This is a genomic window from Nonomuraea sp. NPDC000554 (genome assembly GCF_040300065.1).
Lineage (GTDB): Bacteria > Actinomycetota > Actinomycetes > Streptosporangiales > Streptosporangiaceae > Nonomuraea.
In genome coordinates, this window is sequence record NZ_JBEPDC010000029.1 from 56,837 (window position 1) to 75,655 (window position 18,819).

At 71.6% G+C, this 18,819-nt stretch carries 21 protein-coding genes and 1 pseudogene; 4 read left to right on the forward strand and 18 right to left on the reverse strand.

Annotated features, from left to right (window positions below; genetic code table 11):
• The 5 genes from ABT294_RS39710 to ABT294_RS39730 form a co-directional block, all read right to left on the reverse strand.
• Complete coding sequence (locus ABT294_RS39710) at positions 1-1,254, reverse strand: NAD(P)/FAD-dependent oxidoreductase (RefSeq protein ID WP_350811605.1); 1,254 nt, start codon at positions 1,252-1,254, stop codon at positions 1-3.
• A complete protein-coding gene (locus ABT294_RS39715; protein ID WP_350811606.1) occupies positions 1,251-2,651 on the reverse strand; it encodes an NAD(P)/FAD-dependent oxidoreductase in 1,401 nt (466 codons plus the stop codon). Before ABT294_RS39715 ends, ABT294_RS39710 begins: the two co-directional genes overlap by 4 nt.
• Positions 2,648-4,081 carry an FGGY family carbohydrate kinase gene (locus tag ABT294_RS39720; protein WP_350811607.1) on the reverse strand — a complete coding sequence of 478 codons (1,434 nt, stop codon included), beginning with the start codon at positions 4,079-4,081 and terminating at the stop codon, positions 2,648-2,650. Before ABT294_RS39720 ends, ABT294_RS39715 begins: the two co-directional genes overlap by 4 nt.
• On the reverse strand, positions 4,078-5,616 hold the full coding sequence (locus ABT294_RS39725) for an amino acid permease (RefSeq protein ID WP_350811608.1): 1,539 nt from the start codon (positions 5,614-5,616) through the stop codon (positions 4,078-4,080). The genes ABT294_RS39720 and ABT294_RS39725 overlap by 4 nt, the downstream gene beginning before the upstream one ends.
• Before the next feature lie 98 nt (positions 5,617-5,714).
• Positions 5,715-6,482, reverse strand: coding sequence for a DeoR/GlpR family DNA-binding transcription regulator (locus ABT294_RS39730; RefSeq protein ID WP_350811609.1), 768 nt, complete (start codon positions 6,480-6,482; stop codon positions 5,715-5,717).
• Between the two features lie 320 nt (positions 6,483-6,802).
• Here ABT294_RS39730 and ABT294_RS39735 point away from each other — a divergent pair, with 320 nt between their 5' ends.
• From ABT294_RS39735 to ABT294_RS39745, 3 genes and pseudogenes are all read left to right on the forward strand, one after another.
• Positions 6,803-7,516 (forward strand): YqjF family protein, encoded by a 714-nt coding sequence (locus ABT294_RS39735; RefSeq protein WP_350811610.1) that lies wholly within the window; start codon positions 6,803-6,805, stop codon positions 7,514-7,516.
• Positions 7,517-7,643: 127 nt separating this feature from the next.
• Positions 7,644-8,444 (forward strand): annotated as a pseudogene (locus tag ABT294_RS39740) (1-acyl-sn-glycerol-3-phosphate acyltransferase); the annotation flags it as partial.
• Positions 8,445-8,794: 350 nt separating this feature from the next.
• Positions 8,795-8,962 (forward strand): CsbD family protein, encoded by a 168-nt coding sequence (locus ABT294_RS39745; RefSeq protein WP_350811611.1) that lies wholly within the window; start codon positions 8,795-8,797, stop codon positions 8,960-8,962.
• A 165-nt stretch (positions 8,963-9,127) separates the two neighbouring features.
• Here ABT294_RS39745 and ABT294_RS39750 read toward each other — a convergent pair whose 3' ends face one another.
• From ABT294_RS39750 to ABT294_RS39795, 10 genes are read right to left on the reverse strand one after another with little or no spacing between them, the layout of a single operon-like run.
• Positions 9,128-9,442: a gas vesicle protein K gene (locus tag ABT294_RS39750; protein WP_350811612.1), complete on the reverse strand. Its 315-nt coding sequence runs from the start codon at positions 9,440-9,442 to the stop codon at positions 9,128-9,130.
• A 7-nt stretch (positions 9,443-9,449) separates the two neighbouring features.
• Complete coding sequence (locus ABT294_RS39755) at positions 9,450-9,692, reverse strand: gas vesicle protein (RefSeq protein WP_350811613.1); 243 nt, start codon at positions 9,690-9,692, stop codon at positions 9,450-9,452.
• Positions 9,689-10,492 (reverse strand): GvpL/GvpF family gas vesicle protein, encoded by an 804-nt coding sequence (locus ABT294_RS39760; RefSeq protein WP_350811614.1) that lies wholly within the window; start codon positions 10,490-10,492, stop codon positions 9,689-9,691. The genes ABT294_RS39755 and ABT294_RS39760 overlap by 4 nt, the downstream gene beginning before the upstream one ends.
• Positions 10,485-10,934: a gas vesicle protein gene (locus tag ABT294_RS39765; protein ID WP_350811615.1), complete on the reverse strand. Its 450-nt coding sequence runs from the start codon at positions 10,932-10,934 to the stop codon at positions 10,485-10,487. The genes ABT294_RS39760 and ABT294_RS39765 overlap by 8 nt, the downstream gene beginning before the upstream one ends.
• Positions 10,931-11,347, reverse strand: a complete 417-nt coding sequence (gvpO, locus tag ABT294_RS39770) for a gas vesicle protein GvpO (RefSeq protein WP_350811616.1) — start codon at positions 11,345-11,347, stop codon at positions 10,931-10,933. The genes ABT294_RS39765 and gvpO overlap by 4 nt, the downstream gene beginning before the upstream one ends.
• Positions 11,348-11,351: 4 nt before the next feature.
• The gene (locus ABT294_RS39775) at positions 11,352-11,615 is read right to left on the reverse strand and encodes a gas vesicle protein GvpG (RefSeq protein ID WP_350811617.1); all 264 of its coding nucleotides are present in this window, start codon (positions 11,613-11,615) and stop codon (positions 11,352-11,354) included.
• Positions 11,615-12,430 (reverse strand): GvpL/GvpF family gas vesicle protein, encoded by an 816-nt coding sequence (locus tag ABT294_RS39780; protein WP_350811618.1) that lies wholly within the window; start codon positions 12,428-12,430, stop codon positions 11,615-11,617. Before ABT294_RS39780 ends, ABT294_RS39775 begins: the two co-directional genes overlap by 1 nt.
• 2 nt (positions 12,431-12,432) lie before the next feature.
• The gene (gene gvpJ, locus ABT294_RS50925; protein ID WP_502912205.1) at positions 12,433-12,831 is read right to left on the reverse strand and encodes a gas vesicle protein GvpJ; all 399 of its coding nucleotides are present in this window, start codon (positions 12,829-12,831) and stop codon (positions 12,433-12,435) included.
• 38 nt (positions 12,832-12,869) lie between these two features.
• The gene (locus ABT294_RS39790) at positions 12,870-13,976 is read right to left on the reverse strand and encodes an SRPBCC family protein (protein ID WP_350811619.1); all 1,107 of its coding nucleotides are present in this window, start codon (positions 13,974-13,976) and stop codon (positions 12,870-12,872) included.
• Between the two features lie 5 nt (positions 13,977-13,981).
• Positions 13,982-14,440, reverse strand: coding sequence for a hypothetical protein (locus ABT294_RS39795; RefSeq protein ID WP_350811620.1), 459 nt, complete (start codon positions 14,438-14,440; stop codon positions 13,982-13,984).
• Between the two features lie 224 nt (positions 14,441-14,664).
• Here ABT294_RS39795 and ABT294_RS39800 point away from each other — a divergent pair, with 224 nt between their 5' ends.
• A complete protein-coding gene (locus ABT294_RS39800; protein WP_350811621.1) occupies positions 14,665-14,850 on the forward strand; it encodes a hypothetical protein in 186 nt (61 codons plus the stop codon).
• Positions 14,851-14,873: 23 nt separating this feature from the next.
• On the opposite strand, the gene ABT294_RS39805 is transcribed toward ABT294_RS39800, so the two are convergent.
• The 3 genes from ABT294_RS39805 to ABT294_RS39815 all read right to left on the reverse strand — a co-directional run bounded on the left by ABT294_RS39805 (position 14,874) and on the right by ABT294_RS39815 (position 18,578).
• A complete protein-coding gene (locus ABT294_RS39805; RefSeq protein WP_350811622.1) occupies positions 14,874-15,650 on the reverse strand; it encodes a class I SAM-dependent methyltransferase in 777 nt (258 codons plus the stop codon).
• 79 nt (positions 15,651-15,729) lie between these two features.
• Positions 15,730-17,886 (reverse strand): bifunctional polysaccharide deacetylase/glycosyltransferase family 2 protein, encoded by a 2,157-nt coding sequence (locus tag ABT294_RS39810; RefSeq protein WP_350811623.1) that lies wholly within the window; start codon positions 17,884-17,886, stop codon positions 15,730-15,732.
• Positions 17,887-18,047: 161 nt separating this feature from the next.
• Complete coding sequence (locus ABT294_RS39815; protein ID WP_350811624.1) at positions 18,048-18,578, reverse strand: hypothetical protein; 531 nt, start codon at positions 18,576-18,578, stop codon at positions 18,048-18,050.
• Positions 18,579-18,819: the final 241 nt, after the last annotated feature.

An 18,819-nucleotide genomic window follows, 5' to 3' on the forward strand; every position in this document is an offset into this window, starting at 1 on the left:
CTACTCCACGCCCACGTGCACGGGCCCGCCTCGCCGGTCGACGGCGGTGAGGATGTGCGCGGGAACGCGGAACACCCGGCCCGGAGCCATCGGCCACCAGACGCGCTTGTGCGCGATGACCCTGCCGTCCTGCCGGAGCACGATCCGCGGGGTCGGAACGTACCGGTCGCTCCACAGGAGCAGGCGGCGGCGGGCGGGGGCCGGGTCGCCGGGGCGGAAGAGCTCCGGCGCCACCCAGCGGAAGGGCGGGTCGGCGACGAGGCGCACGTGCTCGGCGGGCACACCCTCGCCGTCCAGCCAGCTGAGGACGGACGCGGCCACGTGCGAGCCGTCGATGGCGGCGATGTCGGCGGTGTCGACCGGGTGGAGCAGGTTGCCCACCGCGAAGACACCGGGACGGTCGGTGCGCAACGCGCTGTCGACCAGCGGGCCCAGCGTTCCCGGGTCGAGGGCGATCCCCGCGGCCCGCACCAGCTCGTTGTCGGGGATCCAGTCGCCGGTGAGGACGAGCGTGTCGCACTCGACGATCCGCCGCTCACCGGAGTCGAGGTCCGCGATCTCCACCGCTTCCAGCTGCCGGCGGCCGATGATCTTCGTGACGCGGGTGCGGGTGGCGACCCTGGTACGGAACAGGATCCGGCCGGGGACGCTGAAGAAGGAGGAGGAGTCCGGCCTCGGGTACTCCGTGGTCATCAGGACGGTCTTGCAGCCCGCCTCGCTCAGGGTCAGGACGGCGGACCAGCTCACCAGTTCCGCGCCGACGACGACGGCCCTCCTGCCGGGCCTGCCGTGCTGGAGGTGGACGAGGTTCTGCAGGTGCCCGGTGGTGTAGACGCCGCGCGGGCGGTCGCCGGGAATGAGCCGGGCGGGGCGGGGCCGCTCGCGGGCGCCGGTGGCCAGGATGACGGCCCCGGCCTCGACACGGATGCGGCCCTGCGGGGTGGTGGCCTCGATCGCGCGGTCGCCGGCCCAGTTCGTCACGGTGGCGTTCGTCCGGATGGTCGCCCCTGCGGCCTCCGCCTGCCGCACGAGCCTGCGGGCGTAGGCGGGGCCGGTCATGAAGCGGCCCAGGTCCCTGATGCCGTAGCCGGGATGGTCGCTGTGCCGGGGAATGCCTCCCGCCGTGCTCTCCCGCTCCAGGACGAGGACGTCGCCGCCGAGTCTCGGCGCGAGCGCGCGGGCGGCCGTCAGACCGGCCGGGCCCGCGCCCACGATGACGACGGCCGGGGTGAGGGTGGTGAGGTCGGTCGTCATCGGCTGTCGTCCTGCCTGGTGTTCATCGATCGGTTGACCTCGGCGCCGCAGAAGAACCCCTGGCAGCGTCCGTTCATCGCGCGGGTGCGGCGGCGCAGCCCCTCCACGCCGGCCGGTGGGATCGGCGAGCGGAGGGCGTCGCGGATCTCGCCGGCGGTGACCCGCTCGCAGAAGCAGACCACCGTGCCGTACGCGGGGTCGGCGGCGATCCTGGCGGCGTCCTGGTACGGGCGGAGGAACGCCTCTCCGAGGTTGGGCATGCGGGGCGGCTCCGGCAGGTCCTCGCGTGGCCGCAGTGCCAGCCCGGCCTTCTCCACGAGCCCGGCGACGTGCTCGGCGACGGCCATGCCGGAGGTGAGCCCGGTCGAGCGGATCCCGCCGACCAGGACGTAGCACCGCCGCGCGTCGGCCTCGATGAGGTAGTCGGGACGGTCGATCGCGGCCCGCAGGCCGGCGTACGTCGCCGTGACCTCCTCCCGCAGCAGCTTGGGCATCAGCTTCTCCCCCTTGCCCAGCAGGAACTCGAGCCCCTGCTCCGAGGTGCCGGTGTCGGTGCGGTCGGTGCGGTCCTCGGCGGTCGGGCCCAGCATGACGTTGCCGTAGATGGTCGGGCTGATCAGCACGCCCTTGCCGCGGGAGGTGGGCACCGGCAGCACGATCCGGTCGACGAGCGGCCGGGCGAGCTTGTCGTAGACGAGGAGCTCGCCGCGTCGCGGGGTGACGGTGAAACGGTCGTAACCGAACAGCCGGTCGACGACGTCCGCGCCCAGGCCGGCGGCGTTCACCACCCAGCGGGCGCGCACGTCGCCGCCCGAGGTGCGCAGCACGGTGTGCTCGCCGTCGTCCTCCACCGCGTGGACTCGCCGGTTCAGCAGCAGCGTCGCGCCGCGCTGGACCGCCTCGGTGGCCAGGGCGAGATTGGTCGTCCAGGTGCAGATGATGGACTCGTCGGGGACCGTGAGCCCGCCCAGGGCCCCTTCCCCGAGGTGGGGAACCTGCCGGTAGACCTCGTCGGGGCCGACGATCCGGGCCTCGGTGTAGCCGTTCCGCTCCGCCTTCTCCCGCAGGCCCGGCAGCGCGTCCAGCTCCTCCTGGTTCCAGGCCACCAGCAGGGCGCCGGTGCGCTCGACCGGGATGCCGGTGCGCTCCGCGTACTGCGACAGCAGGCGGTAGCCCGCACGTACCAGGCGGGATTCGAGGGTGCCCGGTGTCGCGTCGAATCCGGTGTGCAGGATCGCGGTGTTCGCCTTGCTCGTACCGTCTCCGACGTCGTCGCGCGCCTCCAGCAGCGCGACGCTCACCTCGTGGCCCGCCAGCTTCCTGGCGATGGCCGAGCCGACGATGCCGGCGCCGATCACCGCGACGTCGTACGTGGTGGTGGACGGCGTGCTGTTCACCTTTCTCCTTCTCTCGTCAGGGTCGCGGCCACGGCCCCGTCCCATCGGGCGCGGAACTCCCGCGCCTGCTCGGCGGACCATCGGGGCTCGTAGCTGGTGCTGGGCTCCCAGCCGTCGACCGCGTCCCGGAGGGACAGCGAGGGGTCGAGCGCGGCGCGGGCCAGCGCCACCGCGCCCAGCGGGGTGGCGTGCTGTGAGGGGTAGACGTCGATCGGGACCTGCGCCAGGTCGGCGACCGCCTGCATGAGCACCCGGCTCCTGGTGAGCCCGCCGTCGGCCCTGAGCCTGGTCAGCGGCTGCCCGAGGTCGCCCGTCACGAGCTCGCCGAGCGTGGCGACCTGCGCCGCGATCCCCTGCAGCACGGCCAGCACCAGGTGGTGCGGGCCGGTCGAGAGGGTCATCCCGGTGAACGCCGCCTTGGCGTCCGGACGCCACCAGGGCGCGGCCAGACCCGCCAGCGCCGGGACGCACAGGACGCCCTCGGAGTCGTCCGCGGCGACGGTGTCGAGGTCGGCCGGGGTGCGGATGAAGCCGAGGTCCTGCATCCAGCGCACCGCGGAGGCGGCGGTGTACACCTGGCCGTCGAAGCAGTAGGTGGTCTCGCCCCTGACACGCCAGGCGACCGACGCCGCCAGCCCCGCCGTGGAACGTGCCGCCGAGCCGCCGGTGTTGGCCAGCAGGAACGCGCCCGTGCCGAAGGTGCACTTGGCGTCGCCCGCCGTCAGGCAGTTCTCGGCGAGCAGCGCGGCCTGCTGGTCGACCACGAGCCCGCCCACGGGGACGTCCCCGCCGAACGCGGACGTGCGGCCGACCAGCTCGTCGCACGCGACGATGCGCGGCAGGCGCTCCTCGCCGAGCTGGAACAACTCGAGCAGGTCCCGGTCCCACTCGACGTCGTCGAGCCGGGTGACCAGCGACCGGCTGGCCGTCGCGGCGTCGGTGACGAACTGCCCGGTCAGGTGGTGGACGATCCACGAGTCGGAGGTGGTGACCACCCCCTCCCCGGTGACGTTGCGGCGCAGCCAGGCCATCTTGGGCGCCGAGAAGTACGGATCCAGGACCAGCCCGGTCGTGTCGGCGATCCGCCGTCCGTCGCCGGCCAGCTCGTCGCAGACGCCCTGCGAGCGGCGGTCCTGCCACACGATGGCGTTGGAGAGCGGCTCGCCGGTGCCGGGATCCCAGGCCAGCACGGTCTCGCCCTGGTTGGCCATGGTGACGCCGTCGATGCGCACCCCGGCCTGCGCGACGGCCTTGCGGCCCGCGTTGAGCACGGAGTCGAGCAGCTCCCTCGGGTTCTGCTCGACCCCGCCGCCGGGCAGGTAGGTGGGCCGGACGGGGAGCTCGGCGAGACCGAGCATCCGGCCCGCGCCGTCGACGACGACCGCCTTGGTGGCGGAGGTCCCTTGGTCTATCGCCAGGATCGTCGTCACGGCCGGTGCACCCGATCCCGGTTCACGGCGTCCGCGTCGAGCTCCGCGAGCTCCGCGTCGATGGAGTGCATGTCGGGCATCGCCAGCCGCTTCGCCCCACCCCGCCTGACCAGCAGGTAGACCAGGTAGACGGCGCCCAGCGCGAGCATGACGAGCACGTACCGCCACGGGTCGGCGAAGGAGGCGTCGCGGAACAGCAGCAGCTCGAAGACGAGCCAGACCAGCGCGACGACGATCACCGGGATCTCCCAGCGGCCCAGGTCGAACCCCTTGCTCGGGGGCAGCGACCTACGCTTGACGACGTACATGACGACGGTCCCGGTGTAGATGATCGCGGGCAGCAGGGTGGCGGCGGCGAACAGCCCGAACAGGGCACCGGTCCGGTGGGAGAAGATCGCCAGGATCAGCTCGCCGACGACGAACATGAACACGGTGGCGTTCAGCGGCGTGCCGAACGTCGGCGAGATCTTGCGCAGGGCCTGCCAGCCGGGGAATCGCTCGTCGCGGGACATCGCCCAGACCAGCCGCACGCCGGTCATCAGGATCACCATGCCGCAGGCGAAGATGGCGACGACCACCAGGACCAGCAGGCCGGTGCCGACGACCGGGCCGAGCACCCGGGCGATCACGTCCGCGATCGGGGTTCCCGACTTGGCCAGCTCGACCGGGTCACCGGCCAGCAGCGTGACGGCGATGAGGAACAGGAAGCCGAGGACGCCCGAGGCGAGCACCGCCTGCCACATGGCGCGGGGGACGACCCTGGCCGGGTCCTTCGTCTCCTCCGCGAGGTTGGCCGCCGACTCGAAGCCGACGATGGTGAACGCCCCCAGCAGGAAGCCCAGCATCCATGGACCCGCCGAGGTGAGGGTTCCCAGGCTGAAGTAGCCCTCGGCGGGAACGTTGCCGGTGCTGAACAGGTTCGCGACGTTCACCTCCTTGGCGACGAACCCCACGACCAGCAGGAGCAGCACGAGGGCGACCATCCCGACGAGCTCGGCCGACACGGCGAAGTTGTTCACCCGCTCGGTCCACTTGGTCGACAGCGCCACCAGGAGGGCCTGGAACAGGATGACCACGCCGGTGATCACCCACGCGTTCAGCGCCGACCCCTCGTACTGGAGCAGCACAGGAAGCACGGTGGAGGCGATGGTGTAGTCGACGGCCACGACCACGATCGCCAGGAACGTGAACGAGATCCAGCCCATGATCCAGCCGAGCACCGGGTTCGCCAGGCGGGACACCCACTGGTAGGAGTATCCGCTCACGGGGATGCGGGCGGCCAGGGCGCCGAAGATGAACGCCACCGCGAGCTGGCCGATGATCACGATCGGCCAGGTCCAGATGCCGGCGGGCCCCGAGCTGTTCAGCACGGACCCGTAGGTGGTGAAGATGCCGGTGGCGATCGACACGAAGGCGAAGGCCACCGCGAACGAGGCGAAGCGGCCGGTGCCGCGCTTCATCGCCTGCTTGTAACCGAACTCCTCGACGCCTCCGGACGACTGCCCTCCGGGGGCGGATGGTGAATACTGGGTCATGGATTGCCCAACTCCGTTGTCGCTAGTCAGATGGTGAACCGGCTGGGGGGTGGTCCCGAGCCGGGTGACGTGCCCGCGTCGCCCGGCTCCTCTGGAGATCACGACGAGATGATCACCCCGCCCTTACGGGTGATGGCGTCGTGGACATCCGGCGGCGGCTCCGCCTCCGTGATGAAACCGGCGAACTCGTCCACCCCGGCGACCCGGTGCCGCACGACCCTGCCGAACTTGCTGGAGTCGGCGAGCACGTAGGCGAGCGGCGCGTTCCGCAGGATCACCCTGCGCACGGCGACCTCGTCGAGGTGGTAGTCGGTCAGCCCGGCCGCGGCGTCGACGCCGCCCGAGCCGAGGAAGGCGACGTCGGGGTGCAGGTCGGCGAAGAACGACTGGGCGATCGAGTTGGACAGCGCGAGATCCCCTCCGCGCAGCCTGCCGCCGCAGACCAGGACGTCGATCCCGGGCCGCTCGGCGAGCTCCGCCGCGACCAGGAGGGAGCAGGTGGCCACGGTTCCGGAGAAGTCGTGCGGGAGGGCGCGGGCCATGCCGACGGCGGTGGTGCCCACGTCGATCACGATCGTCTGGCCGGGCCGGACCAGCGCGGCGGCGGTGCGCCCGATGCGCTTCTTCGCCTCGGCGGCCGACTCGGCGCGCTCGGCGAACGGCGCCTCCTCCCCTGCCGCCCGGCCCAGCGCGCTGGTCGCCCCGCCGTGCACGCGGGCGAGCGCCCCCTGCCGCTCCAGTAGCACGAAGTCGCGCCGGATCGTCTCCGCCGAGACCCCGAACTCCCTGGCGAGGTCGTCGGTGCTGACGATGCGGGAGGCCCGCAGCGCCTCCTCGATCCGCGAATGCCGCTCAGCAGGCAGCACGACTGCCCGCTTCTGTGGAATCCTGTGGCTTCATGAGGGTTAGTATGCGTCGTTGTGGATTGTCCAGTCAATAGGTGAACCCGCGCTGAACTGCGGCAACGCTCTGGGGGAGACCGTCGTCGTCGCGAGCGGCAGCGGGCGCGGAAGAGCCCCGTGCTCCCACAGGCCGACAGCAGCGGGCCGACCGACCTACGGAGCTCCCACAGGCCGAGGGGTGGCGGGCCGACCGCGCGGAAGTGCCCTCCTTCCAAACTAAGCCGAGCGGCGACCTGCCTGCGCTGACCGCTATGAATCCGGGTCCCCTGGGTACGGGGCGGACCATGCGGGCTCCGTCGCCTCCGCGAGTCGCCTGGCCGGTGATGTGCCTGCGCTGGTCCGCGCAGGCGTTCCTGCACTGGCGGTATCCCGCCGCCGCCGTCCGTCCGCTCGTGCCTGACTCGCTCACGGTCGAGACCTTCGACGGGACGGCGTGGGTCAGCCTGGTCCCCTTCCTCATGGAGGGCGTCAGACTGCCGGGCACGCCGGCCCTGCCGTGGCTGTCGCGGTTCCCCGAGATCAACCTGCGCACGTACGTCCGCGACGAGCGGGGGCGCGACGGCATCTGGCTGCTGTCGCTGGACGCCGCCCGCCTTCCCGCCGTCCTCGCCGGCCGGGCCTGCTACCGGCTGCCCTTCCACTGGTCGCGGATGTCCCTGCGGGGTGACGGCGCCCGGTGCCGCTACCGCTGCCGGCGCCGCTGGCCGGGACCGGGCGCGCGGTGCGACGCCGAGGTGGAGGTGGGCCCGCGCCTGGAGGAGTCCGAGCGGGACGGGCTGCCGGACTTCCTCACCGCCCGCTACCGGCTGTTCACCGTGGTCGCGGGCGGACTGGCCGCGGCCGAGGTCGAGCATCCGCCTCTGCCGCTGCGCCACGCCCGGCTGGTCGCGCTGGAGCAGGACCTGCTCCAGGCGGCGGGCCTGCCGGCCCCCGACCACGCTCCCCTGCTGCACGCCTGTCCCGACGTGCCGGTACGGGTGGGGAGGTGGAGGCGGTGACGTCACGAACCATCCAGCTATATACAAATTTTTGGCGCTATATAGGGATACAGACGGTCGCTGTCGTGGTCCGATGAGATCGGGTCCACCGTCCCATTCTGGGCCGTTCTGGGCCTCTTTTGGTCCCATGCCAGGCAGGGAGGTCTCCGTGCTCCCGCCCCGGATCGTGCGGCGCGTCGTCCTGGCCCCGCTGCTCATCGTGCTGACGCCGGTGCTGCTTCTCACGCTGCCCGTGTGGCTGGCCCTGGGCACGGCGGCCTCGCTCGGCACCCCGCCCCCGCGACGCAGGGGAACGCGGTTCGTGTGGTTCGGCGCGGCCTGGCTGACGCTGGAGTGTGCCCTACTGATCGCCTGCCTCGGCCTCTGGGTGGCCAACGGCTTCGGCGGGCGGCTCAACCGCGACCAGTACCAGGACCGGCACTACGCCCTGATCACCTGGTTCCTGGGCAAGGTGTACGGCGCGGCCGAGCGCGTCTTCCACCTGGCCGTCGACATCCACGAACCGCCGCTCACGCCTGCCGACCGGGCGGCCCTGCGGGCCAGGCCGGTGATCGTCCTGTCACGGCACGCGGGGCCGGGCGACTCGTTCCTGCTCGTCCACCATCTGCTCGCCCGGTACGGCAGGCGGCCGCGGATCGTGATGAAGACCAAGCTCCAGTTCGACCCCTCGGTGGACGTGATGGTCAACCGGCTGCCGAACGCCCTCGTGCCGGAGAAGGGCGGCCGGCGCCGGGTGATCGCGGAGATCCGGCGGCTGGCGTCGACCATGGACAGCGGCGACGCGCTCGTCCTCTTCCCCGAGGGCGGCAACTTCTCGCCGCGTCGCCGCCGCCTGGAGATCAGACGGCTGGAGGAGAAGGGGCTGGCGGAAGAGGCGGCGAGGGCCCGCCGCCTGGAGCACGTGCTGCCGCCCCGCCCCGGTGGCGCCATCGCCGCGATCGACGCCTGTCCCGCGGCCGACGTGGTGTTCGTGGCGCACACAGGGCTCGACGACCTGGTCACCCTCGGGGACATGTGGCACAGTCTGCCGGTCGCGGCCCGGATCACCGCACGGTGGTGGCGGGTGCCGGCGCCCGAGGTGCCACGGGAGCGTGCGGCCCGTATTCGCTGGCTGTTCGCCCAGTGGGAACGGATCGACACCTGGATCGCCGCCAACCACACCCCACCCACATCCACCCAAACAGCCATATTTCACGACAAAGGCCCGTGCCAAATGGCATATATCAAACTAGAGTGTTTATGCGGGCTTCGGGCCGCAGGGGAGGCTCAGTCATGGGTATGGACGACAAAGCCAAGGGCAAGGCCCACGAGGCCAAGGGCACGATCAAGGAACGCCTCGGCGAAGCCACTGGCAACGCGTCGCTCCGGGCCAAGGGGAAGGCTGAAAAGGTCAAGGCCAATCTCAAGCAGGCCGGGGAGAAGGTGAAGGACGCATTCAAGAGATAGGACAAGTCGCTGAGTGACAGACGGCAGCGGAAGCCCACCCGGGAGGCAGGCTTCCGCTGTCACGTGCTACCCGCTCTTCGCGAAGCTCCCCTCTCGCATGCCCCGGCCTCCGCGCAGCTCCCCTCTCGCGTGCACCGGCCTTCGCGACGCCTCCGCTGTCGCGTGCTACCGGTCTTCGGGAAGGAGCGTCCCGAGCGGTCCCAGGTCGAGATTGAGGTCGGCCGGCGACAGGTCGAACCGCTCGCACAGTTCGGTCATGGCCTCCTCGAGCCGCATCAGCGTCACGCCCAGCACCTCGACCTGCTCGTCCGACAGGTCCCCTTGCTCCATCCGCCGCACGCACTGGCGCTCCACCAGCTGACGCACCAGCTCGACCAGGGTGAGGACGAGGCGCGACAGGTCGCGTTCCACCGCCTCCCGGTCGGCCTCGATGCGCAGGCGGCCGGAGCGCGCCTCCCGCACCTGCTGCGCCTTCCGCACGCTCGGCTCATCGCCCGATCTGGTCGTACCCGCCTCCTTCAGCTGTCGTGCCGGACTCGCGGACCGACATGATCAGTGCGCGGACCGAGATGCGGACCAGGTCGATGTCCGCGATCGACAGGACCAGGTCCCCGCTCACCACCACACCGCCGGCCAGGAGCCGATCGAGCAGGTCGACCAGCGCCACCCGCTCGGCCGGCAACCGCCCCTCGGCGGCCAGGACGGCGCCGCGCGGCTCGTCGTGGGTCACCGCGCGCCTCCCTCCTCCAGAACGGTGAACGAGTAGGGCGCCCAGGGGCCGGTGAGCTCCAGCTCGATCCCCTGGCCGCGCAGCCCGTCCAGGGCCCGCGCGAACTCCTCCGCGCGCTCCTCGTCGACGAGGTAGGCGCCGTTGAGGACCATCCACTCGTCCCGTCCTGAAAGCTCCGGATCCTGCGCCCGGTGGCGACGGCTCGCGACCGCGACGGACCTGAGGACGTCGTGGATGCGCTCCGCCCGTGCCCCCGCCTGCCGCCACGTCTCCTCGCGGGTGCGCAGGCTCGCCTGGCGCCGTCTGAGGTAGTCCGTTCCCGGACTGGAGGACTCCTGGCGGCTCGCCTCGCGCTCCTGCGGGGCGGCGGGCTGAGCGACAGACTGTGCGGCAGACTGGGCCTTCTCGACGTACGCCTTCACTCCCCATTCCTGCCGGCCGGCGACGCGCGAGAGCATCTCCACGAAGTCGTCGTGCCGCTCGTCCAGCAGTCGGCGGACCTGCTCCTCGCCGCTGTAGACCGTGACGAGCCGCACCGGGGCCACCGGAGCCGCCGCCGCGACCGCTTCCACCACGCGGTGGTGGGCGTGCGCGGTCTCGCCCAGCCAGTCGAGATCCTCCATGGACCGCCGCAGCGGCTCCTCACCGAACTGGTCGAGGGGGACGGTGCTCACGTACGCGACGAGCCCCGAACGGGCGATGGTCCGCACGGCCTGGTCGGCCACCCCCCTGAGGCCTTCCGGGCAGGGGACGTCCACGTCCCGCGCCACCGCGTACAGGTACGTGCCCGCGTCAGCCACCGCGCTCGTCCCTTCTGTAGCCGCCACGCTCGTCCCGCCTGACCTGCCGATCCTCGACGGCCTCGACCTGGCCCTCGAGCTGGCCCTCGACGGTCTCGATGGCGCGGCGTCTCGGGCGGCCCTCCTCCAGTGCCGCGATCCGATCGCGCAGCCGGCGGTTCTCCTCGACGAGGGTCTGGTCCTTGCCGGTGAGCCAGGGATCGTGCTCCCACCAGTCGATGCCCATCTCCCTGGCGGTGTCGACCGACGCGATGATCAGCCGCAGTTTGATCGTGAGGAGCTCGATGTCCAGGAGGTTCACGCGGATGTCGCCGGCGATCACCACGCCCCTGTCGAGGACGCGCTCCAGGATGTCGCCGAGGTTGGCCGGCTCACGTCCCGCGGGCGTCGTGGAAGAGTAGGGTCGGCGTTCCACCGCCCCCGGCCGGTACTGCTCGGTCATCGCGGCCCCTCTTGGCTGTCGCCGCTGCCGCGCCGGTAACGCCGCAGCCTGCGGTAGGCGAGCAGGTTGCCCTCCATGTCCAGCTCGGCCTCGTACAGCGCGAGGATGTCGCCGGACGAGGGGACGCGGCGGTCCTCGACGACCTCGACGTCGACCAGCCATCCCTCGTCCTCCGGCATCACCCGCGTCACGCCCTCTATCTCCCTGCAGGTCAGATCGGCGATGTGACGCAGCCCGAGCTCGCCAGCTGTCGCGGCTGACAGGCTGCGAGGGCGGCGTCTCGGCTCCCTCGTCTCCGCGGAGTCGTCAGCGAGTTCCCTCGTCTCCGTGGAGTCGTCGGCGAGCTCCCTTGAACGCGCCGAAACCGGGATCCGGCGCGCCCCCTCCTCGCGTGCCCTTCGCCTGGCAGGCACGAAATCACCTCCTCTTTTCCTTCCGCGCGGGCTCGGCCTGGCCGGGCCCGCCGACCATGCCCTGCAGGACCTCCTGCATCTCCAGAGCCTCTTCCTCCTCCGAGATCTGGCCGGCGGCCCTGGCCCGCTCGATCTCCTCCAGCCGGCGCCGGACCACGGCCGGGTCCCGCATCTCGCGCTCGACCTGCTCCTGGATCACCTCTCCGAGCCGGATCACGCCGCGGAGCGGCGCCACCGGCCAGCCGAAGAGGATGCCGATCAGGCCCATCAGCCGCCCTCCTGCCCGGCGGTCACCACGAAGTCGTACGGCGCCAGCGGGCCGAGCAGGCGCAGCCCGATCCGCCCTTCCCACTGCCGGGAGTACTCGTCCACGGCCTCCCGCACGTCGTCCTGCCGGTCTCTTTCGACGAGCAGCGCCAGGTGCACGGCGTCCTCCTCGTGGGACGGGTCGCGCACGACGGTCAGGACGCTGAGCGGGGCGAGCCGGTCCAGGATGGCGTCCGTGTCGGCCTCCCGCTTGGCGCTGACCGCCTGGTTCACCAGCTCCCCGAGCTGGATCCGGGCGTTCCTGGTCGCGTCCTCGGGCTTGCCCTTGATCTCGTCGCGCAGCTGAGCGGCCTCGGGGCTCTCGGTCAGCACCTCCCTGAGCAACGTCCGCTCGTCGTAGCGTCCCTTGACCACGAACTCGGCCCGGCCCTCCAGCTCGTCGAGGGCGGCGAGGAACTCGTCGTGATGGGGGGCGAGCAGCTCGTCCGCCACCGCTTCCAGGCTGGTCGTCACCGCGCCGAAACGGAGGGGAAGGACGGGCACCTCGGCCGCGGTGGCGTCCAGGAGCTGCTGGTGCGCCACGAGGTCGTCGGGCGTGCCGAGCGGCCGGTCGATGGCGATCTCGCTCACCAGCGCCCCGATCTCGCCGTGCCGAACCAGCCGCACGGGCGCCGGAGGGGATCCGACCCCGCGCGCGTCGTCGGAGACCTGCACGTCCGCCGGGACGATTCCGTAGACGTAGGCGCTGAGGCCCTGCTCCTGGGCCGCACTCTCGTCCGAGGCGGCGGCTGGGGCGGTTTCGACAGATTCGGCCATGGTCAGCTCTCCTCTTTCCGACGGCGGGCGGAGTCCCGCTCCGAGCCGAGCTCACCGACGATGTCGTGCAGCTTCTCCCCGGCCGCTTCCAGCACCCCCTGCGCCATCTCCTTGCTCTTGTCGCCGATCTGGCCCCCCTTCATCTCCTGCATGATCTCGGGCAGCCCCTGGCCCTGTTCGGCGAGGTCCAGCCGGTCCACGGCCTGGGCGAAGCGCAGGTACGTGTCGACACTGGCGATCACGATGCGCGCGTCGATGGTCAGGAGTTCGATGCCGACCAGCGAGACCCGGACGTAGGCGTCGAGCACCAGGCCCTTGTCGAGGATGGTGTCGATCACGTCCGCCAGACCCGTCGGAGTCGGACGCTCTGCCATTCCGCCCGCCGCGGGTTGCACAGTCATTTCCCAGCTCCTCGATCTCGCCCCGCCTGGCGGCGGCGTCACCCTCGGCGGGCCCCCGCCCTGCGGCGAACCGGCCGCGACGGTGCTTCCTCTTCTTCCGTGGAACGCAGCCGCACCGGGCGCCGGACGCCTCGACCTCTGGCAGGCTCGGCGCGGCGACGGGGTCGCTCTTGTTCTTCCTCTGCCTCGTGTTCGGCTGCGGGTTCCTCTTCCTCCTCGTATTCGAGTTCCTCCGGCTCTTCCGCCTCCTCTGGCTCCTCCTCAGCCCGCTCTTCGTCGGCCGGCTCTTCCTCGGCCCGCTCTTCCTCGAGTGCCGCCTCGTGGTCCTTGACCACCTCGCCCTCGTGGATCTCGCCGCGCCAGCCGCCCTCCGCCATCTCCTCGGGATGCAGCAGGACCTGCGTCATGACGTGCCGTCGGAAGTGCTTGAGCTCCAGACGCGCCCGCCTGCCCTGCGCCCGCCACATGTTGCCGGTGTGCTCGAACAGCCCCTGCGGGTGGTATTCGAGGACGACCAGCACGCGGGTGAGATCAGAGGCGAGCTCGTGGAAGGTCACCGCGCCGTCGACGTGGCCCTTGGCCGCCTTCGACCGCCAGATGATCAGCCGGTCGGGCACCTGCTCGAGGATGTGCGCCTCCCAGGACCGGTGAGACCAGAAGATCTGCGCCTTCCAGTTGAGCTTCTCGTCGGATTCCTGCTCGACGTTCTCCACCTTCTTCATGAAGCCCGGGAAGTCCTGGAACTGAGTCCACTGGTTGTAGACGACCCGGATCGGAGCGCCCACATCGATCGATTCGACGATGTTGATGACCTTGAGCTTTCCGCCCTTCTTGCCCTTCTTGCCCAGCCCCTGGACCGCTCCCTTGACGGCTTCCCCCGCCCCGGCCAGCAGAGACTTTCCCAGGATCTTCCCGACGCCCAGCTTGTCCGACCCGGTGATGGCGCTGATCAGCCCGGTGCCGCCGCCTTCGGCGAACGCCGTGAGCCGGCCCGTCAGACCCTCGATCCGGTCCGTCATGGACGACAGCGCCCGCTCCACGAGAGCCTGGGCGAGCTTCTGCAGCCCCTGTACCAGCAGCTCCGTCGGCAGCTCCTGCGCGGCCTTCTGAACCGGCTTCGCCTTCGCCTTGATCGCCTCCGTCATGGACCTCACCTCCGCCCACGGCTCACGGGCGGGGCGGAACGCGCCCGCGACCGCTGGGCGCGGGGCCTGTCCTCTGGAGGTTCGTAGTCCTCCTCAACGTACTCTTCCTCCTCTTCCGGCTCTTCCGGCTCCGCTTCCTCGGCGCGCGGGCGGCCCGCGTGCCGCAGCGAGTCGGCCCGGCCGTGGAGCTTCTCGGTCAGGGAGTCGATCTGCTTGCTCGTCGCGGCGACGGCGGCCGCCTTGCCGACCTCCATCAGCTCTCCGCGCAGCCGGCTGGTGAGTTGCTCGATCTCCGGGGACGAACCGAGCATCTTGATCCCCTGCTTCAGCAGGCCGCCCTCGCTTCGCCGCATCCCGCCGACCACTCCGGCTGCCGCCAGTGCGGCCGCCCAACGCAGTTTGTGACGCCGGCCAAGGACATAGCCTGCGATGAGAGCCAGCGCCACCCGGCACCTGTCCTTCATGACCAGCCCTCCTTGTTCTGGTGCACCGCCGCGACCACCCTGCCCGCGAAGCGGATACGGAAACACATAACCTCAGAAAACGGACAGACCTTTCACCCACCCCTCAGGGAACCCCGCAGGCGCACCCGCCTCGAGGCAATGGTTGCTCTACACAAACCCGGCCTTACCCGGACAAACCACCGGGTAGGTCGCTTCGCGAAGCCCGCAAAGAAGGGAAGATCATCATGGAGGGTTTCCCCATCTGGTCTGTCACCGGGCTGCTCTTCGGCACCGTGGTCGGCCTGGCAGGAGCGTTCGGCGGCCTCGTCGCCTTGCTGATCGTGCTCGTCCTCGGCGTGCTGGGCTTCCTGATCGGGCGCGTCCTCGAAGGCGGGCTCGACATGTCGTCGATGCGTCCGCGGCGCCAGTGACGTCCACCCTGCTCTGACCCGGCCTACTCCCGTACGGCGATCACATGGAGGAGGGCGGCCACCCGGCGGTAGGGGTCGGTCCTTCCGGCCCGCTCCTCGCACGCGAGCAGGGTCTCGAGCTCTTCGGGGCCGGGCACGGGCGCGTCGGAGGCCGCGGCGTCGGTGAACACCCTGACGCCGTACCAGCCGCGCACGGACAGCCCCCGCCCGGCGAGCGCGGCGGTCAGGTCGTCGAGACGGTCGGCGCGGGCGGTCACCCCGATCCGGTTGAGGTACGAGGCGCCGTCGAACGCCCGCCCGGCGGTCTCCCAGTCACCCAGCAGCCCGGGCCGCATCGCCAGCGCGTCCCCGTTGCGGACCAGCAGCGACACCGTGCCGCCCGGGGCGACGACCTGCGCGACGGCGTCCAGCAGCGGCCCCGGGTCGGAGAAGTACATGAGGACGCCGTGACAGAGCACCGCGTCGAAGCTCGACGGCCCGAACAGGCCGGTCAGCCGCTCGGCGTCGCCACGGACGGCCCGCACTCGCTCCCGGACCTCGGGGGCCTCCGCCTCCAGAGCGCTCCGGAGATCCCCGAGCAGCCGCGCGGAGGCATCCAGCCCGGTCACGCGGTGGCCGCGGCGCGCCAGGCGCACGGCCTGCGTGCCCTGGCCGCATCCCACGTCGAGGACGGACCGGGACGGCTCGCCCGGAAGGTGCGTCTCGAGCTGCCGGGCCACCACCTCCTGGCGGACGACCTGGCGAAGCGTGCCCAGCCGGGCCCGCCACTGCTCCTCGCCCGAGGCGAATCCGCTGCTCACGCCGTCCCCTCCTCGATCGTCAAGCCCTGGGAAGCTTAGCCGCAACCGCTCGGGCGCCTCCCGTGTGGCTCCTTGCCCGTCAAGGGCTGATCGCCGGGTTGGCGTGCGGCCGGCCGGGGCCGTCGAAGGTGCCCTCACGGCGGATGGTGTGCCAGCGCAGCCGCACCCCCAGCACCGCCGTCGCCACCGACTGGATGACGACCAGGTACATGAGCTGGCGGTAGACGAACTGCTGCAACGGCAGCACCCACAGCGCCGAGACGCGCTCGCCGTCCAGACGCAGCGCGTACCAGCCGGTCGCGGCCTGCGCCACGACGAAACCGGCCCACACCGCCACGACGGGCAGCGGATCACTCAGTATCGTGCGGTAGATCGCCATGAGGTCGACGACGGGCGCCAGCAGCGGCAGCGCCACCTGGAACAGCGCCAGGTAGCCGAGGCAGCGGCGCCCGAACGGGCCGCGTTCGAGCACCGCGCGCCGGTGCTTCCACATCGCCTGCAGGGTGCCGTAGCACCAGCGGTAGCGCTGCCTCCACAACTGGCCGAGCGTGGCCGGCGCCTCCGTCCAGGCCAGCGCCTTCTCCTCGTAGACCACCCGCCACCCGGCCCGGCACAGCGCCATCGTCAGGTCGGTGTCCTCGGCCAGCGTGTCGTCGCTGACCCCGCCGAGCGCCAGCAGGGCCGAACGCCGGAACGCGCCGATCGCGCCCGGCACGGTCGCCATGCAGTCGAGCAGCTCGAAGGCGCGCCGGTCGAGGTTGAACCCGATGACGTACTCCATGTGCTGCCAGCGTCCGATCATGCCGCGCCGGTTGCCGACCTTGGTGTTGCCGCTGACCGCGCCCACCGTGGGGTCGGCCAGCTGGCGGACCAGATGGCCGATCGTGGCGGGCTCGAAGACGGTGTCGCCGTCCACCATGATGAGCAGCTCGTGCCTGGACTGCGCGATGCCGGTGTTGAGTGCGGCCGGCTTGCCGCCGTTGTGCCGGCGGATCACCCGGACGTTGCCGAACCCCAGCTCCGCGGCCAGCTCGGCGGTCGCGTCCGTCGAGCCGTCGTCGACGACGAGGACCTCCAGTTCGCCCGCGTAGGCGGTGTCGACCAGCGAGCGGATCGTCGCCTGGATCCCGGCCGCCTCGTTGTACGCGGGCACGATCACGGTCACCGGTGGGGGCGCCGGCCAGGCGGGCGCGCGGCCCTTTCGCCGCTTGCCGCCTCTGTTGCGGCGGGCGTGCACCCACGCGAGGACGGCGAAGAAGCCGAGCCGCGCCAGGGTGAGCGCCCCCGCCACGAACAGCACCCATGACAGCGCGCCGGTGAACAGCCCCGAGGCGCGCTGGGCCGCGTTCAGGGCGGCGCCCGCGAACCGGTCCGCTCCCCCGGCCTGCCGGTGCGCCGACGGCATGCCGAGCGCCCTGGTCACCGTGACCGCGCGGTAGCCGTCGCCGGAGAGTTCCGTCAGAACGCGATCGAGGGCCTCGACGGTCTGCCGCCTGTCGCCGCCCGAGTCGTGCATCATGACGACGGCGCCCCGCCCGCCGGACGGGAGCGACGACGCCACGATCTTCTCCGTGCCGGGGCGGCCCCAGTCCTTGGTGTCGAGGTCGGTCAGTGTGACGAGGTAGCCCTCACGCGCCAGCGACCTCATGCCCTCCCACTGCGGGCCGGTGATCGCGGCGGGCGTGGAGGAGTACGGCGGGCGGGCCAGCGTCGTGTGCAACCCCGTCGCCCCGGCCAGCGCCTGCTGCGTCAGCGACAGCTCCAGCCTGAGCCGCCAGCCGGGAACCGTCGCCAGGTCCGCGTGCGTGTAGGTGTGGTTGCCCAGCTCGTGGCCCTCGGCGACGATCCGCCGCGCCAGGTCGGGGTACTGGGCCACCTTGGAGCCGACGGTGAAGAACGTCGCCGTCGCGCCGTGCTTCCTCAGCACGTCGAGCACCTGCGGGGTCCAGGCGGGATCGGGGCCGTCGTCGAAGGTCAGGGCGATCGTCCTGACCGGCAGGCGGGCGCTGGAGGGCTCGCCGCCCGTCAGGTTGAGGACGGGGCCGCCCTCCCGGACCTTCTCCAGCTGGGGCGACGGGCGGTCGGCGACGGGCGGGGCGGCGCGCGTCTCTCCGACGACGTTGGTCGCGAATCCGTCGAGCAGCAGCGCGGCGGCGGCCAGCAGCACGCCGACGGCCAGCAGGAACCAGTGGCCCCGGGGGTCGACCTGCCTGGCGCGCGACGACTCCGTCAGCATCGGGATCAGCTCGTCCGGCGACGTCGGGGCTGACTGTTCCGGCTGCGTCGGGATCGGCCGGTCTGCCGGCGTCGGGGCCGGTCGGCCCGATGCCTGCGCCGAGGAGGGGTCCTGCCAGGCCGGAACCGGCGGAGGCGGCCAGACCCGCACGTCCTGGCTGCTCACTTCTTGGGGCCTTTTGTCCGGTTCGGGTCGAGCCCTGGCGGGGTCCTGTGCCCGCCACGCGGCTGGTCACTGCTCTCGGTCGGCTCCGGCGTGGGCTCGGCGGTGGGCTCCTCGCTCGGCTCCGGTGTGCTCGGCCGCACGGTGGGTGAGGGCCGCCGCGACGGGGTCCGCCGGGGCGTCGGCTCGTGGGGCGGTACGGCGGACCAGGTGGGCTCGGCGGACCTGGTGGGCTCGCTGGGGGTGGGGCGCGCCGTCGTGCGGGTGAACGAGGGGGTCGGCCGGTTGGACGGGCTCGTCCGAGCGGTCGCCGAACGGTCCGGCGAGGCCGTGGCGCCCACCGCTCCCGGGTGATCGCCCGGCCATCCGTTCACCGAGAGCTTCGTGCCAGAGAACGCGCCGCCGATCAGGACGGCGAGCACCGTGAGGGCCAGCACGCTCGACATGATCGAGCCGACCATGATCAGCCGCCTCCGGCGCCCGCTCTGGTCGACGAAGACCGCTGTCGTATGGGGTTGCTCAGGGGACACGCGCAGTGATGCTAGTGGCGTTTGCTCATTTCTGTGAAAATTGACTGGTTTTGATACAGAATCTTACGTTTGATGGTCAATTGCCCCGCCATGCTCGCCGCGGCCCCGGGAAGGGACGGGGCACCCGTTGGTCGGCTGGGGGGCGCGCTCAGGCCTCGTGCGGCAGAGTGGTGCCGAGCTTCTCCTGGGTCGTCACATCGGTCGGCTTCGGTTCGTCCCTGATAGGACAGGGCGTGACAAG

Coding starts and splice junctions, on each gene's coding strand:
- ABT294_RS39710 (WP_350811605.1), bottom strand. CDS start 1,254: ATGACGACCGACCTCACCACCCTCACCCCGGCCGTCGTCATCGTGGGC.
- ABT294_RS39725 (WP_350811608.1), bottom strand. CDS start 5,616: ATGACCCAGTATTCACCATCCGCCCCCGGAGGGCAGTCGTCCGGAGGC.
- ABT294_RS39735 (WP_350811610.1), top strand. CDS start 6,803: ATGCGGGCTCCGTCGCCTCCGCGAGTCGCCTGGCCGGTGATGTGCCTG.
- ABT294_RS39745 (WP_350811611.1), top strand. CDS start 8,795: ATGGACGACAAAGCCAAGGGCAAGGCCCACGAGGCCAAGGGCACGATC.
- ABT294_RS39765 (WP_350811615.1), bottom strand. CDS start 10,934: ATGACCGAGCAGTACCGGCCGGGGGCGGTGGAACGCCGACCCTACTCT.
- ABT294_RS39775 (WP_350811617.1), bottom strand. CDS start 11,615: ATGGGCCTGATCGGCATCCTCTTCGGCTGGCCGGTGGCGCCGCTCCGC.
- ABT294_RS39780 (WP_350811618.1), bottom strand. CDS start 12,430: ATGGCCGAATCTGTCGAAACCGCCCCAGCCGCCGCCTCGGACGAGAGT.
- gvpJ (WP_502912205.1), bottom strand. CDS start 12,831: ATGACTGTGCAACCCGCGGCGGGCGGAATGGCAGAGCGTCCGACTCCG.
- ABT294_RS39790 (WP_350811619.1), bottom strand. CDS start 13,976: ATGACGGAGGCGATCAAGGCGAAGGCGAAGCCGGTTCAGAAGGCCGCG.
- ABT294_RS39795 (WP_350811620.1), bottom strand. CDS start 14,440: ATGAAGGACAGGTGCCGGGTGGCGCTGGCTCTCATCGCAGGCTATGTC.
- ABT294_RS39800 (WP_350811621.1), top strand. CDS start 14,665: ATGGAGGGTTTCCCCATCTGGTCTGTCACCGGGCTGCTCTTCGGCACC.
- ABT294_RS39810 (WP_350811623.1), bottom strand. CDS start 17,886: ATGCTGACGGAGTCGTCGCGCGCCAGGCAGGTCGACCCCCGGGGCCAC.